The organism is Stenotrophomonas maltophilia group sp. Smal17 (genome assembly GCF_030237045.1).
Taxonomy (GTDB): Bacteria; Pseudomonadota; Gammaproteobacteria; order Xanthomonadales; family Xanthomonadaceae; genus Stenotrophomonas; species Stenotrophomonas forensis.
Genome location: NZ_JASJSU010000032.1, coordinates 35,012 through 47,964 on the forward strand (window position 1 = coordinate 35,012; position 12,953 = coordinate 47,964).

12 protein-coding genes and 1 tRNA gene are annotated in these 12,953 nt (G+C 69.2%); 3 read left to right on the forward strand and 10 right to left on the reverse strand.

Features of this window, described 5'->3' with window-relative positions; all coding sequences use genetic code 11:
* Nucleotides 1–53: 53 nt before the first annotated feature.
* From hemW to rph, 4 genes are read right to left on the reverse strand one after another with little or no spacing between them, the layout of a single operon-like run.
* The gene (gene hemW, locus QRO93_RS10730; RefSeq protein ID WP_258010999.1) at nt 54–1,280 is read right to left on the reverse strand and encodes a radical SAM family heme chaperone HemW; all 1,227 of its coding nucleotides are present in this window, start codon (nt 1,278–1,280) and stop codon (nt 54–56) included.
* A 57-nt stretch (nt 1,281–1,337) separates the two neighbouring features.
* Complete coding sequence (gene rdgB, locus QRO93_RS10735; RefSeq protein WP_049457279.1) at nt 1,338–1,934, reverse strand: RdgB/HAM1 family non-canonical purine NTP pyrophosphatase; 597 nt, start codon at nt 1,932–1,934, stop codon at nt 1,338–1,340.
* Nucleotides 1,931–2,320 carry a VOC family protein gene (locus QRO93_RS10740; protein ID WP_053450691.1) on the reverse strand — a complete coding sequence of 130 codons (390 nt, stop codon included), beginning with the start codon at nt 2,318–2,320 and terminating at the stop codon, nt 1,931–1,933. Before QRO93_RS10740 ends, rdgB begins: the two co-directional genes overlap by 4 nt.
* Nucleotides 2,317–3,042: a ribonuclease PH gene (rph, locus tag QRO93_RS10745; protein WP_008267511.1), complete on the reverse strand. Its 726-nt coding sequence runs from the start codon at nt 3,040–3,042 to the stop codon at nt 2,317–2,319. The genes QRO93_RS10740 and rph overlap by 4 nt, the downstream gene beginning before the upstream one ends.
* Before the next feature lie 124 nt (nt 3,043–3,166).
* Here rph and QRO93_RS10750 point away from each other — a divergent pair, with 124 nt between their 5' ends.
* Complete coding sequence (locus tag QRO93_RS10750; protein ID WP_049457277.1) at nt 3,167–4,027, forward strand: YicC/YloC family endoribonuclease; 861 nt, start codon at nt 3,167–3,169, stop codon at nt 4,025–4,027.
* 42 nt (nt 4,028–4,069) lie between these two features.
* Here QRO93_RS10750 and selD read toward each other — a convergent pair whose 3' ends face one another.
* The 6 genes from selD to QRO93_RS10780 form a co-directional block, all read right to left on the reverse strand.
* On the reverse strand, nt 4,070–5,149 hold the full coding sequence (gene selD / locus QRO93_RS10755; RefSeq protein ID WP_180880019.1) for a selenide, water dikinase SelD: 1,080 nt from the start codon (nt 5,147–5,149) through the stop codon (nt 4,070–4,072).
* Nucleotides 5,150–5,175: 26 nt separating this feature from the next.
* Nucleotides 5,176–5,271: transfer RNA gene (locus QRO93_RS10760), tRNA-Sec, on the reverse strand.
* A 24-nt stretch (nt 5,272–5,295) separates the two neighbouring features.
* Complete coding sequence (gene selB, locus QRO93_RS10765) at nt 5,296–7,227, reverse strand: selenocysteine-specific translation elongation factor (RefSeq protein ID WP_180880017.1); 1,932 nt, start codon at nt 7,225–7,227, stop codon at nt 5,296–5,298.
* Nucleotides 7,224–8,648 (reverse strand): L-seryl-tRNA(Sec) selenium transferase, encoded by a 1,425-nt coding sequence (selA, locus tag QRO93_RS10770; RefSeq protein ID WP_180880015.1) that lies wholly within the window; start codon nt 8,646–8,648, stop codon nt 7,224–7,226. The genes selB and selA overlap by 4 nt, the downstream gene beginning before the upstream one ends.
* 4 nt (nt 8,649–8,652) lie before the next feature.
* Complete coding sequence (gene fdhE / locus QRO93_RS10775) at nt 8,653–9,636, reverse strand: formate dehydrogenase accessory protein FdhE (protein ID WP_053450688.1); 984 nt, start codon at nt 9,634–9,636, stop codon at nt 8,653–8,655.
* Nucleotides 9,617–9,766 carry a hypothetical protein gene (locus QRO93_RS10780; protein WP_180880023.1) on the reverse strand — a complete coding sequence of 50 codons (150 nt, stop codon included), beginning with the start codon at nt 9,764–9,766 and terminating at the stop codon, nt 9,617–9,619. The genes fdhE and QRO93_RS10780 overlap by 20 nt, the downstream gene beginning before the upstream one ends.
* 290 nt (nt 9,767–10,056) lie before the next feature.
* Between QRO93_RS10780 and QRO93_RS10785 the strand changes: the two genes are divergently transcribed.
* Both QRO93_RS10785 and tsaB read left to right on the forward strand, forming a co-directional pair.
* Nucleotides 10,057–12,102, forward strand: a complete 2,046-nt coding sequence (locus QRO93_RS10785) for an ATP-dependent DNA helicase (RefSeq protein ID WP_180879316.1) — start codon at nt 10,057–10,059, stop codon at nt 12,100–12,102.
* Between the two features lie 9 nt (nt 12,103–12,111).
* Nucleotides 12,112–12,825, forward strand: a complete 714-nt coding sequence (gene tsaB, locus QRO93_RS10790) for a tRNA (adenosine(37)-N6)-threonylcarbamoyltransferase complex dimerization subunit type 1 TsaB (protein ID WP_164088090.1) — start codon at nt 12,112–12,114, stop codon at nt 12,823–12,825.
* The last annotated feature ends 128 nt before the right edge of the window (nt 12,826–12,953 follow it).

Below are 12,953 nucleotides of genomic sequence, written 5' to 3' on the forward strand. Positions count from 1 at the left end.
ATCCGCACCGGATTGCCGGCCAGCGGCCGCCACTACCCGTTACGGCGGAGGCCTTACTCGTCCAGGAACAGGCTCACCACATCGTTGGTGAAGCGGCGGCCCAGCTCGGTGGGCTGCACGTGGCCGTCCGCCATGTCCAGCCAGCCGCGCTGCACGGCGTCGGCCAGCGGTGTGTCCAGCACGCTGCGCGGCAGGCCGGTGCGCGACTCGAAATCGCGCAGGCTGAAACCTTCGTGCAGGCGCAGCAGGTTCAGCATGTACTCGAACGGCAGCCGCCCGGGGGCGATGACATCGTCGCCGCCGAACGAGGCGGGGGTGCCCGCGCTGTCGAGGTAGGCCTGCGGATGTTTCAGTTTCCAGCGTCGCAGCACGTGCTCCTCGGCACCGGAACTGATCTTGCCGTGCGCGCCGGCACCGATGCCCAGGTAGTCGCCGAAGCGCCAGTAGTTCAGGTTGTGCGCACTCTGCCGGCCGGGGCGCGCATAGGCGCTGACCTCGTACTGGCCAAAGCCGGCCTGTGCCAGCAGGGCCTGGCAGTGTTCCTGCATGTCCCAGGCGTTGTCCTCATCGGGAATGCCCTGCGGCGGCCGTGCGAAGAACACCGTGTTCGGTTCCAGGGTCAGCTGGTAGTGCGAGATGTGCGCCGGCTGCAGTGCGAAGGCGCGCTCCAGATCGGCCTCGGCGCCGGCCAGGGTCTGTTCCGGCAGCGCGTACATCAGGTCGATGTTGAAATTGTCGTAGCCCGCGTCCTGCGCCATCTTCACCGCGCGCTCGGCCTCGCCACTGTCGTGGATGCGGCCCAGGCGCTTGAGCATCGCGTCGTCAAAACTCTGGATGCCGAAGCTGAGGCGATTCACGCCGGCCGCGCGATAGCGGTCGAAACGGCCGTGTTCGGCGGTGCCCGGGTTGGTTTCCAGGGTGATCTCGGCATTGGGCGCGAAGCGCAGGCGCGCGCTGGCCTGCTGCAGGAAGCGGTCGATTGCTTCCGGCGGGAACAGGCTGGGCGTACCGCCACCGAAGAACACGCTGTGCACCACCCGGCCCCAGACCAGCGGCAGGTCCTGGTCCAGGTCGCGCAGCAGCGCGTCGATGTAGGCATCGAACGGCAGCTCGCCCTTGGCCTGGTGCGAATTGAAGTCGCAGTAGGGGCATTTGCGCACGCACCACGGCAGGTGCACGTACAGCGACAACGGCGGCGGCACCAGGCGCGGCGGAGTGTCGTGGTCGCCCGGGCAGGTTTCGCCGGGCAGGTGGTTGCAGTTGTCGTGGGCGTGCGGCATGGGCTTCATCGGTAGTGCCGGCCACTGGCCGGCTTCCCTTGGGTAATCAGGAACGCATCAATACAGCGTGGCCAGCTGCTGCTTGAGCTGCTGCAGGGCGAGGGCGCGGTGGCTGATGGCGTTCTTCAGGGGCGTTTCCATCTCCGCGGCGGTCAGGCCGTGGGTGGTATCCAGGAACACCGGGTTGTAGCCGAAGCCGTTGCTGCCGCGCGGTTCGCGGGTGATCTGTCCTTCCCAGCGGCCCTCGCAGATCAGTGGCTGCGGGTCGGTGGCATGGCGCAGCAGGACGATCACCGCATAGAAGCGGGCGCTGCGCTGGCCGTCGGGCACTTCGGCCATCGCGTCCAGCAGCTTGGCGTTGTTGGCCGCGGCATTGGTCGGCTGGCCGGCATAGCGCGCGCTGTACAGGCCCGGTGCACCGCCGAGGGCATCGACGATCAGGCCCGAATCATCGGCCAGCGCCGGCAGGCCGGTCGCTTCGCAGGCCGCGCGCGCCTTCAGCAGCGCGTTCTCGACGAAGGTCAGGCCGGTCTCTTCCACGTCGCCCAGGCCCAGCTCGGCGGCCGAGGTGATCTGCAACGGCAGGTCGGCGAGGATCTCCTGCATCTCCACAAGCTTGCCGGCGTTGTGGCTGGCCAGTACCAGTTTCTTCATTGGCGGGGCTCCAGCAGGTCCCAGGTGTTGCCATACAGATCGCGGAACACCGCGACCGTTGCATAGGCTTCTTCGCGCGGTGCTTCCAGGAATTCGACCCCGGCGGCCAGCATCGCCGCGTGGTCGCGGTGGAAGTCGTCGGTGTTGAGGAAGAAGGCGACCCGGCCACCGGTCTGGTTGCCGATGCGGCTGCGCTGTTCCTCGTTGCTGGCGCGGGCCAGCAGCAGGGCGGCGGCGCTGCCGTCGGTCGGTCCGACCACCACCCAGCGCTTGCTGCCCTGGTCGATGTCTTCCAGCAGCGAGAAGCCGAGCTTGCCGGTGTACCAGGCGATGGCTTCGTCGTAATCAGCCACCACGAGGGTGGTCAGGGCAAGGCGCCGGTTCATGCCGACAGCGCCGCCTGCTGCGCGGCCAGCAGTTCGCGCACGCCCTTCTCGGCCAGGCCCAGCAGCGCGTCCAGTTCATCGCGGCGGAAGGCATGGCCTTCGGCGGTGCCCTGCAGTTCGATGAAACCGCCACCGTCGTTCATCACCACGTTCATGTCGGTGTCGCAGTCGCTGTCTTCGGCGTAGTCCAGGTCAAGCACCGGCGTGCCGCGGTACACGCCCACCGACACGGCCGCGACCGCGCCCAGGATCGGGTTGCGCTTGATGTCGCCGCGCTTCATCAGCACGTTCACTGCATCGACCAGGGCCACGTAGGCGCCGGTGATGGCGGCGGTGCGGGTGCCACCGTCGGCCTGCAGCACGTCGCAGTCGAGGGTGATGGTGCGCTCGCCCAGCGCGTTGCGGTCCACGCAGGCACGCAGGCTGCGGCCGATCAGGCGCTGGATCTCCAGCGTGCGGCCGCCCTGCTTGCCACGCGCCGCTTCGCGGTCGCTGCGGGTGTGGGTGGCACGCGGCAGCATGCCGTACTCGGCGGTCACCCAGCCTTCGCCCTTGCCGCGCAGGAAGCCCGGCACGCGGTTCTCGACACTGGCGGTGCACAGCACGCGGGTTTCACCGAAGCACACCAGCACCGAACCCTCGGCATGGCGGGTGAAGCCGCGTTGGATGACGACCGGGCGGAGCTGGTCGGGCTGGCGGCCGCTGGGGCGGGAATCGGACATGATGCGGGTTCCGTAATGGCATGGGAGTACGCCGCCACGCCCGCGGCCTTCACGGGGCGGGCAAGGGGGCTCTGGTGAGGGCGCTAGGGTACCATTCCCCCTTTGCACGCACCGGACACAATCCATGATTCGAAGCATGACCGCCTATGCCGGCGGCGAGCGGGTCACCCCGTGGGGCACGCTGGGCTGCGAGCTGCGCTCGGTCAACCACCGCTTCCTGGAGGTCGGCACCCGCCTGCCCGAGGAACTGCGGGCGCTGGAGCCGCAGCTGCGTGAGCGCATTGCGGCGCGCCTGAGCCGCGGCAAGCTGGATCTGGTGATGCGCCTGCGCGCGCCGGAAGCGGCGGGCAGCCTGCAGGTCAACGAGGTGCTGCTGGGGCAGCTGGGCCAGCTGGCCCACCGGCTGACCTCCGATTTCCCCAATCTGCAGGTCAGCTTCACGGAACTGCTGCAGCTGCCCGGCGTGACCCAGGGCGAGGCGACCGACGCGGCAGCGTTGCAGGCCGAGGCGCTGTCGCTGCTGGACCAGGTGCTGGACGGTTTCGTTGCCGCCCGTGAGCGTGAAGGCGACAAGCTGTCCACGGCGATTGCCGAGCGCGTGGATGGCATCGAGCGCATCGCCGCCGAAGTGCGCAGCTTGATTCCGGCCATTCGCGACGGCCAGCGCGCCAAGCTGGCCGCACGCCTGGCCGACCTGCCGCACCCGGTCGATCCCGGCCGCGCCGAGCAGGAACTGGTGCTGTGGCTGCAGAAGCTGGACGTGGATGAGGAGCTGGACCGCCTGGGCAGCCACATCGTCGAGATCCGTCGCGTGCTCAAGCAGCGCGAGCCGGTCGGTCGCCGCCTGGACTTCCTGCTGCAGGAGTTCAACCGCGAAGCCAACACGCTGGGCTCGAAGTCGGTGGACAGCCGTACGTCCAATGCCGCGGTGGAACTGAAGGTGCTGATCGACCAGATCCGCGAGCAGGTGCAGAACATCGAGTGAGACGGCAGGGGCGCCTTCGGGCGCCCTTCTTCGGTCCGGCACTCAGACCACGCTGACGCCCGGCGCTCCCGCATTCAGGCGGCCCACCACGGCTGCCTGGGCGAACCCCGCATCCTGGAAACAGGCCAGCACCGCATCCACCGCTTCCGGCGCGCACGACACCAGCAGGCCACCACTGGTCTGCGGATCGGTCAGCAGTGGCTGCCAGTGCGCCGCCATGCCCGCGGCGAAGCGCACCTCGGCGCCATACGAGGCCCAGTTGCGGCTGGATGCGCCGGTCACGCAACCCCGCTGCAGCAGGTCCAGCGCCTGTGGCAGCAGCGGCACCTGTGTGCTGTCCACCTCGGCGGCGACGCCGCTGGCGCGGCACACTTCCAGCAGATGGCCGAGCAGGCCGAAGCCGGTGACGTCGGTCATCGCGTGCACGCCGTCCAATGCGGCCAGCGGCACGCCAACGCTGTTCAGGCGGGTGGTTGATTGGACCATCTGCCGGTAGCCGTCGGCATCGAGCAGTTCCTTCTTCAGCGCCGACGAATACACGCCCACACCCAATGGCTTGCCCAGCACCAGCACGTCGCCGACGCGGGCATCGGCATTGCGCTTGAGCCGCTGCGGATCGAGCACGCCGATTGCGGCCAGGCCGTAGATGGGCTCCACCGAATCGATGCTGTGGCCACCGGCGACCACGATGCCCGCATCGGCACAGGCGCGTTCGCCACCCTGCAGGATGCCGCGGATGGTGTCCTGCGGCAGCACGTTGATCGGCATGCCGACGATGGCCAGCGCGAACAGTGGCCGCGCGCCCATCGCATACAGGTCAGACAGCGCGTTGGTCGCAGCGATGCGGCCGAAGTCGAACGGGTCGTCGACGATCGGCATGAAGAAATCGGTGGTGGCGACGATCGCCTGGCGATCATCGAGGCGATACACCGCCGCGTCGTCGCTGGTCTCACGCCCGACCAGCAGTTCGGCCGGTGCGGGAAGCGCCGGAACCCCACGCAGCAGCTCGGAAAGCACCCCCGGCGCGATCTTGCAGCCGCAGCCGCCACCATGGGCCAGTGAGGTCAGGCGTTGCGGGGCATCGGCGGGTGAAGGGGCGGGGGACTGCGCGTGCGTGGCCATGCCGACATCTCCTGCGGAAACACCAATGGCGGAAGGCAGCAGGAGTCGAACCTACCAGGGAACGATCGACGCCCCCTGCTGGGTTTGAAGCCCAGCCGCATGCCCGGATGCGCATGCCTTCCGAAAGTACGGCGATGCCGGGGCGCTCAACCGTGGGGGGCGTTCCATTGCAGATCGCCGCGCGGCCGATGCTGGTCACCGACGCGTCGAGTGTAGCCAACGCGATTGAAGAACTCCAAGATCTGGATGCTGCGCTTGCGGCCCAGGCCGATGGCATCGCGGAAGGCGGCCGCATCCACGGTGCCCGTGGCCTGTGACAGCTGCGCGACGATCGCAGCGAGTTCGGCGATGCGGGCCGGTGCATAGAACAGGTCCGGTACCACCTGGAACAGTTCACCGCGCGCAGCGGCGCGGCGCAGGATGGCGCGGACGTCGTCTTCGGCGAGGCCAAGCCCGTCGGCCAGGGTACGCACCCACGGCGGATCGAAACCGCCGGCGTGCAGCTGTGGCAGCACGCGTTCGAGCAGCTGGCGTTCGCGTTCCGGTGGTGCGTGGTCGTGGCCGGGCAGGCGCCACCAGGCCCCCACGCGCTGCACGCTGCCGTGGTCGAGCAGATCCTGCAGCAGCGCGTTCCACAGGCCGGTCGCCAGCGCAGGAAGGGTGCTCCGTTGCAGGCGTCCGCTGTCGACACCGGGTTCGTCTGGTCGTCGCTCGTGCCAACCCCGCAGCGAGGTGATCACCTGCTCGCCAAGCGCCTGCCAGTGCCGGGCGAGGATGATCACCGTGTCATCCCGGGTGTTGATGCGCCGCGCGTCCGCGGGCAGGTCGATGCGATCGGCGGCACGTCGGCAGTAGCGTTGCAGGGCGGTAGCGGGAATGCCGGCAGGCGCCTGTTGCAGCAGCGGGCCAGGCCCGGCGCCGGCCGCCAGTTGCTCCAGCGCCGCCAGCCACGCAAGCCGGGCGGGGCTGCGCCGCCGCCGTTGCGGGGGCTCCGGGTCAAGCACGATGCCGCCCCCCAACGTGTGGGTGGCCGCCGAGTCGCGGGCGATGAAACGATCGCCGCACATCGCGCAGACCGGTACATCGAACACCAGCTGCACGAGCTGTCCGTTACCGTGGTCATGATCCTCCAGCAGCACCGCATGGGCCTGCCGGTGCATCGTGCCCCAGTGGATGTGCAGGGGCGCCCGGTCGCGCAGCGGCGGCGCCAGCGCGGAAAGCCGCAGGCGCACGTCGACCCGGGTGGTGGCCCGCATCGCACGCGGATCGGCAATCCAGTCGCCACGGTTGATGTCGTCGCGGGCGATGGCGGCCAGGTTCAGTGCGCAGCGCTGCCCGGCCATCGCATGCTCGCTGGCCTGGTTCTGCGCATGGATGCTGCGCACGCGCACGTCGGTGGCAGCCGGCATCAGCTGCAGATGCTCGCCTGCCGCGGTGATGCCGCCATGCACCGCGCCGGTCACCAGCGTGCCGTGCCCGGCCAGCGAGAACACGCGATCCACCGGCATGCGGAACAGTTCACGGCGCAGCGCGTCCTGGCGCGCGTTGGCATCGCCCGCGGCCCACGCGTGCAGGTGGGCGCGCAACGCGTCGATGCCTGCATCCCCGGGCGCGGTGCTGTTGCAGGCAAACACAGGGGCATCATGCAGTGGCGTGCCGGCCAGCAGCGCGGCGATCTCGATCTCGACCCGGGCGATGCGCGCGGCATCCACGCGGTCGATCTTGGTCAGTGCCACCACGCCGCGATCCACACCCAGCAACTGCAGGATCGCCAGGTGCTCGCGGGTCTGCGGCATCACCCCATCGTCGGCAGCGACCACCAGCAGGGCGACGTCGATGCCGGTGGCGCCGGCCACCATCGTGTGCACGAAGCGCTCGTGGCCCGGCACATCCACGAAGCCCAGCGTCGCGGCGGGGCCCTGCGCGTCGGTGCCTTCAAGGGGCACGTACGCGTAGCCCAGCTCGATGGAGATGCCGCGCGTGCGTTCTTCCTGCAGGCGATCGGTCTCGATGCCGGTCAGAGCGCGTACCAGGCTTGTCTTGCCATGGTCGATATGCCCGGCGGTGCCGACGATCATGCCTGCAGCGTGCTCCATTGGGCGAGGAAGTCCGCTTCGTCGGCAGGTTCCAGGCAACGCAGGTCCAGCCACAGCGCGTCATCGGCGATGCGGCCCAACACCGGCCGGGGCAGCTGGCGCAGGCGCTTGGCCAGGCGATCCAGACCACCACGACGGGCCGATGTGACCCGCAGCCCGGCGCTGGCCAGCTGGGCCTGCGGTTGCGCGCCGCTGCCGATCTGGCTGTGCATCGATGCGCGTTCAAGGGTGCAGTCGGTCGCCAGCGCGGAACGCATGGCCGGCAGCAGGCGCTGTGCCTGTGCATCGATGTCCTGCTGCGTGCGCGTCAGCATTCGCAGCGTGGGCAACCGTTGCGCCAGGTACTCCGGTTCGCGGTACAGGGCCAGCACCGCTTCCAGTGCGGCCAGGCCCATCTTGTCCATGCGCAGTGCCCGCTTGAGCGGGTTGCGGTTGATCCGCGCAATCAGGTCGGCGCGGCCGGCGATGATGCCGGCCTGCGGCCCGCCCAGCAGCTTGTCGCCACTGAATGAAACCAGATCGGCACCGGCAGCCAGTGCGTCCTGCACGGTCGGCTCGTGCGGCAGGCCGAAGGTGGCCAGATCACACAGGCTGCCACTGCCCAGGTCCACCACCAGCGGCAGGCCATGCTGATGCGCGATTGCCGCCATCGCCGCGGTGTCCACCTTGGCGGTGAAACCCGTGATCGCGTAGTTGCTGGCATGCACCTCCATCAGCAACGCGGTGCGGGCGCCGATGGCGCTGGCGAAGTCGGCCGGATGGGTGCGGTTGGTGGTGCCTACTTCCAGCAGGCGCGCCCCGGCGCTACGCATCACATCAGGAATGCGGAAGGCGCCGCCAATCTCGACCAGCTCGCCGCGTGAGACCACCACCTCGCGGCGGTTGGCCAGGCTGTTGAGCAGCAGCAGGACCGCCGCCGCATTGTTGTTGACCACGGTGGCGGCTTCGGCGCCGGTCAGCTCGCAGACCAGCGCCTGCACCCGTGCATCGCGGTCGCCGCGGCGGCCGCGGCTGATGTCGAACTCCAGATCGATCGGTACGGTCATCGCACGGGTGACCGCGTGCACGGCGGTTTCGGGCAACAGGGCGCGGCCGAGGTTGGTGTGCAACACGGTGCCGGTCAGGTTGAACATCGGCTGCAGGTCGAGCCGCGCATCGGCGGTGAGTGCGGCGTCGAGCGCCGCGACCAGCGCCGGGCCTTCAATGGCCTGGTGCAACTGCTCGGCCGATAGCTGCGCGGCACTGATGCGCTCACGCAGCGCCTGCAGATGTACGCGCAACAACTGGGTGATGCGGCTGCGGCCGTGGCCCTCGATCAGTGCTCCCAAGGCCGGCAGGCGCAGCAGCCGGTCCAGCGAGGGCAGGGCAGCGGCCGATGCCGGGGCATGGGGCGTGGCTGTCATCGCCTCAATCGCCGTCGGATTGCCACAGCAGCGGATTCTGGCTGGCACGCGCGTAGCCTTCCTCGCCCAGCAGCAGGTCCAGCGACAGCGTGCCGAGATCATCAGCGACCGGTTCCAGTGCCGGATCCTTTTCCAGATAGAGGATCTTGCGGTAACTGTGGCAGTGGTCGCAGGTCTCCGCTCGCACGGCGCTTTCACGTACGGCTTCGCCGCTGTCGCCGTCCACATCGGCCAGGGCGCGGTAGGCGATGTCCTTGCCGGCGGCGCCGCACTGGCTGCACTGCACGCGCACGTAGTGCCACTGGCAGGCACACAGCGAGCACGAAAGATAACGGTAGGACGCGTAGGGCGGCCGTGCCTGCACCACGCTGGCCACCGGCAGGGTGCCGCACAACGGGCACAGCCCCGGCGCATCGGCCAGCGGTTTCAGGTCGGTGGGGCGGAAGCTGTCGGCCAGCACCGCCCAGTACACCTGCAGCGCGTTCATCACCAGCAGTGCAGCCACCGCATCCAGCGAAGGCGCGTCATCACGCTCCAGCACCGCATGCGCCTGTGCATCGAGCCATGCGTCATCGGCAGCGGCAACGCGCTGCAGTTCCTGCCGGGTTTCCGCCGGCAGCCCGGCCTCATCGGCACAGTGCCGGCACAAGGTGCGCAACCAGTCGCGCCAGTGCCCATCCAGCTGCAGCGTGTTGGCCGGCCGCAACGGCATCCCAGCGCCGGCTGCTGCACTCGATTGCTGGGAACGCGCCTGCGCCTGCAGGGTCTCGCGTTGCTGCGGCGTCAACTCGTCCAGCAGCGACTGCTGCGCATCGGCCAGGGCCGCCAGCAGCTGCAGATAGCCGCCGATGGCGCTGTGCGCAGCCAGGCTGCGCAATCGCGCCGCACGTCCGGCAAACAGCGACGCGGTATCGGGCAGGATGATGCGCGGAACATCGCGCGAGGCCAGCGTCTCGATCTCACCGGGTTCAAGGATGCGTTGCGCCATGCCGGGCCAGCCAGAAGAACCAGCCTCCATCCTCGCCGTTGTCGGCGCTGGCGTCCAGCGCTTCAAAGTCAATGCAGTCGAGCAGTGCAGTCGAGCATGGCTCGACGCTACAAAAGCCGATTTCGATCATTGCCGTTCAGTGTGTCGACCAAGGTCGACACCCACCAACAGCAGCGGAAAACCCACGGCAGCGGGAAACTGTCGAAGGCGGGGCACTGTGGGTTTGCGGGGTGTCCGCGGCATGGATGCCGCGGCCAAGCCCCCAGGGATGGGTTTACGGCGTCCCCGCAAACCCGCAGTCCCCTGCCAGCCCTCAGTACAACCCAGAGCCATGAACAAACGCTGTTGCCGTTGCCGCTGCTGGTGCTCTGGCCTGAAACGGGTGCCGGGCAGCGCCCGGCCGGGTATCCTTTCCTTCTGATGTCCGATCTTGTCCATGCCAGCCGCGAAGCCCTCAGCGACGGCGGCGCGCTCGCCTCGCACCTGGACGCCTTCGTCCCGCGTCCGGCGCAGTTGCGCCTGACCGAAGCCATCGCCGATGCGCTGCAGCAGCGCGATCTGCTGCTGGCCGAGGCCGGTACCGGCACCGGCAAGACCTTCGCCTACCTGGTGCCGGTGCTGCTGTCCGGGCTGCGTACCATCATCTCCACCGGTACCCGCGCACTGCAGGACCAGCTCTACCACCGCGATCTGCCACGCGTGCGCCAGGCGCTCGGCGTCGGCCTGCGCAGCGCGCTGCTGAAGGGGCGTGCGAACTACCTGTGCCGTTATCGCCTGCAGCAGGCGCGTGGTGAGCCGCGGTTTTCCAGCCCCGAGCAGGCGGCGCAGTTCCAGCGCATCCTGGCCTGGTCCGGTCGTTCCGAGTTCGGTGACATCGCCGAGCTCGACGGGCTGGCCGACGACTCACCACTGCTGCCGATGGTCACCTCCACCGTCGACAACTGCCTGGGCACCGACTGCCCGTTCTGGGACGACTGCTTCGTGGTGCGTGCGCGGCAACGTGCGCAGGCCGCCGACGTGGTGGTGGTCAACCATCACCTGCTGCTGGCGGACCTGGCATTGAAACAGGATGGCTTCGGCGAACTGCTGCCGGGGGCGCAGGCGTTCGTCATCGACGAGGCGCATCAGCTGCCCGAGTTGGCCGCGCAGTTCTTCGGCGAGGGCTTTGGCATGCGCCCGTGGCAGGAGCTCGGCCGCGACTGCCTGGCCGAAGCGCGTGGCGTGGGCGGTGCGCAGTCGGCCCTGCAGGAGCCGGTCGACCAGTTGCAGCAGGCGCTGCTGGCGTTGCGTGTAGCGATGGATGGCCTGCCATCGCGCGGCACGCAGTGGCGCGCACTGGCAATGCCACAAGTGCGCGACGGCTTCGATACGGTGATGGCGGGGCTGGTGACGCTGGAGCAGGCGCTGCAACCGCTGCGCGACGCCGCCGCTGGCCTGGATGCCTGCCATGCGCGGGCGCGCGAAGCGGTCTCGCGGCTCAGCCGCTGGCTGGGCGATGATGAGCCCAGCCTGGATTTCGACACCGACCCTGCGGACGTGGCGGGTGCGGCCGATGTGCTCTGGTACGAGCTCACCCCGCGTGGTTTCCGCTGCCAGCGCACGCCGATGGATGTGTCCGGGCCGCTGCGCGAGCACCGTGAACGCAGCCGGGCGGCATGGATCTTCACCTCGGCTACGCTGACCGTAGGCGGTGGCTTTGATCACATCGCGACGCGGCTGGGCCTGGACGATCCGCACACCCTGGTCCAGCCGAGCCCGTTCAACTGGCCCGAGCAGGCGTTGTGCTACCTGCCCGAAGGCCTGCCCGATCCGGCCGCGCGTGGCTTCGGCACTGCGTTGATCCAGACCCTGCGGCCGGTGCTGCAGGCGTCGCAGGGCAGGGCATTCCTGCTGTTTGCGTCGCATCGTGCCCTGCGCGAAGCCGCCGAAGCGCTGCGCGACGGGCCGTGGCCGTTGTTCGTGCAGGGCGAGGCGCCGCGCGCGACGTTGCTGCAGCGCTTCCGCGAATCGGGCAATGGCGTGCTGCTCGGCTCGGCCAGTTTCCGCGAGGGCGTGGACGTGGTCGGCGAAGCGTTGAGCGTGGTGATGATCGACAAGCTGCCCTTCGCCGCTCCGGACGACCCGGTGTACGAGGCACGGCTGGAGGCGATCCGCAGCCAGGGCGGCAACCCGTTCCGCGACGAGCAGCTGCCGCAGGCGGTGATCGCGTTGAAGCAGGGTGTCGGCCGCCTGATCCGCAGCGAGAGCGACCGCGGGGTGCTGGTGCTGTGCGACCCGCGCCTGCTTAATCGCGGCTATGGCCGGGTCTTCCTCGATTCGCTGCCGCCGTTCCGCCGTACCCGCAGCCTGGCCGATGTGCAGGCCTTCTTTACGCCACAATGGGCACCCGTGGCCGATGATGCCGTTCCGGCCACCGCTGCGGCGGGCCCGGATCTGGCGCCCGGCGCCACGTTCCCCCTGTTCTGACCTGATCCGATGAAACTGCTCGCCTTTGAAACCGCCACCGAAGCCTGTTCCGTTGCGCTGCATGTCGATGGGCAGGTGCTGGAACGTTTCGAGATCGCCCCGCGCCGGCATGCCGAGCTGAGCCTGCCGTGGGCGGAGGCGCTGCTGGCCGAAGCCGGCATCAGCCGCCGCCAGCTGGATGGCATCGCGCTCAGCCGCGGCCCCGGTGCGTTCACTGGCGTGCGCCTGGCCATCGCCATTGCCCAGGGCATCGCGCTGGCGCTGGACCGCCCGCTGCTGCCGGTGTCGACGCTGCAGGTGCTGGCGCTGCGGGCGCCGGCAGAAGAAACGCAGATCCTGTCGGCGATCGATGCGCGGATGGGCGAACTGTATGTCGCACGCTTCGAACGCGTGGACGGCCTGCCGGTTGCATGCGATGCCGAGCGCGTGTGCGCACCGGCTGCGGTGGCGTTGCCGGAAGGGCTGTCGGCCTACGGCGTCGGTACCGGGTTCGGCGCGACCGAAGGCGCTCTGGTGGCGCAACTGGGGGCAGGCCTGCGCGGTTTCGATGCCACTGCACTGCCGCGTGCGTCGGATGTGCTGGCGCTGGCGGTACCGGCCTTCGCGCGTGGCGAAGCCATCGCACCGGAGAAGGTTGAACCGGCGTACCTGCGCGACAACGTGGCGCTGACTCTGGTCGAGCAGCAGGCCGCGCGCGAGGCGAAGGCGAAGGCCAACGGCTGAGCCCCTCGTGGCGGGGTTGGTTGATCGCGTAAATCAAAAGCCGCGGTTGGCCGGGCGGGGTGGGTTCGCGGGGGACGCCGTGAACCCGTCCCTGGGGGCTTAGCCGCGCCATCCATGGCGCGGATACC

Excerpts from the sequence above, each read along its gene's own strand:
- fdhE (WP_053450688.1), bottom strand. The coding sequence starts at position 9,636 with ATGGCGCAACGCATCCTTGAACCCGGTGAGATCGAGACGCTGGCCTCG.
- selD (WP_180880019.1), bottom strand. The coding sequence starts at position 5,149 with ATGGCCACGCACGCGCAGTCCCCCGCCCCTTCACCCGCCGATGCCCCG.
- QRO93_RS10780 (WP_180880023.1), bottom strand. The coding sequence starts at position 9,766 with ATGATCGAAATCGGCTTTTGTAGCGTCGAGCCATGCTCGACTGCACTG.
- rph (WP_008267511.1), bottom strand. The coding sequence starts at position 3,042 with ATGTCCGATTCCCGCCCCAGCGGCCGCCAGCCCGACCAGCTCCGCCCG.
- rdgB (WP_049457279.1), bottom strand. The coding sequence starts at position 1,934 with ATGAAGAAACTGGTACTGGCCAGCCACAACGCCGGCAAGCTTGTGGAG.
- QRO93_RS10785 (WP_180879316.1), top strand. The coding sequence starts at position 10,057 with ATGTCCGATCTTGTCCATGCCAGCCGCGAAGCCCTCAGCGACGGCGGC.
- hemW (WP_258010999.1), bottom strand. The coding sequence starts at position 1,280 with ATGCCGCACGCCCACGACAACTGCAACCACCTGCCCGGCGAAACCTGC.
- QRO93_RS10740 (WP_053450691.1), bottom strand. The coding sequence starts at position 2,320 with ATGAACCGGCGCCTTGCCCTGACCACCCTCGTGGTGGCTGATTACGAC.
- selA (WP_180880015.1), bottom strand. The coding sequence starts at position 8,648 with ATGACAGCCACGCCCCATGCCCCGGCATCGGCCGCTGCCCTGCCCTCG.
- QRO93_RS10750 (WP_049457277.1), top strand. The coding sequence starts at position 3,167 with ATGATTCGAAGCATGACCGCCTATGCCGGCGGCGAGCGGGTCACCCCG.
- selB (WP_180880017.1), bottom strand. The coding sequence starts at position 7,227 with ATGATCGTCGGCACCGCCGGGCATATCGACCATGGCAAGACAAGCCTG.
- tsaB (WP_164088090.1), top strand. The coding sequence starts at position 12,112 with ATGAAACTGCTCGCCTTTGAAACCGCCACCGAAGCCTGTTCCGTTGCG.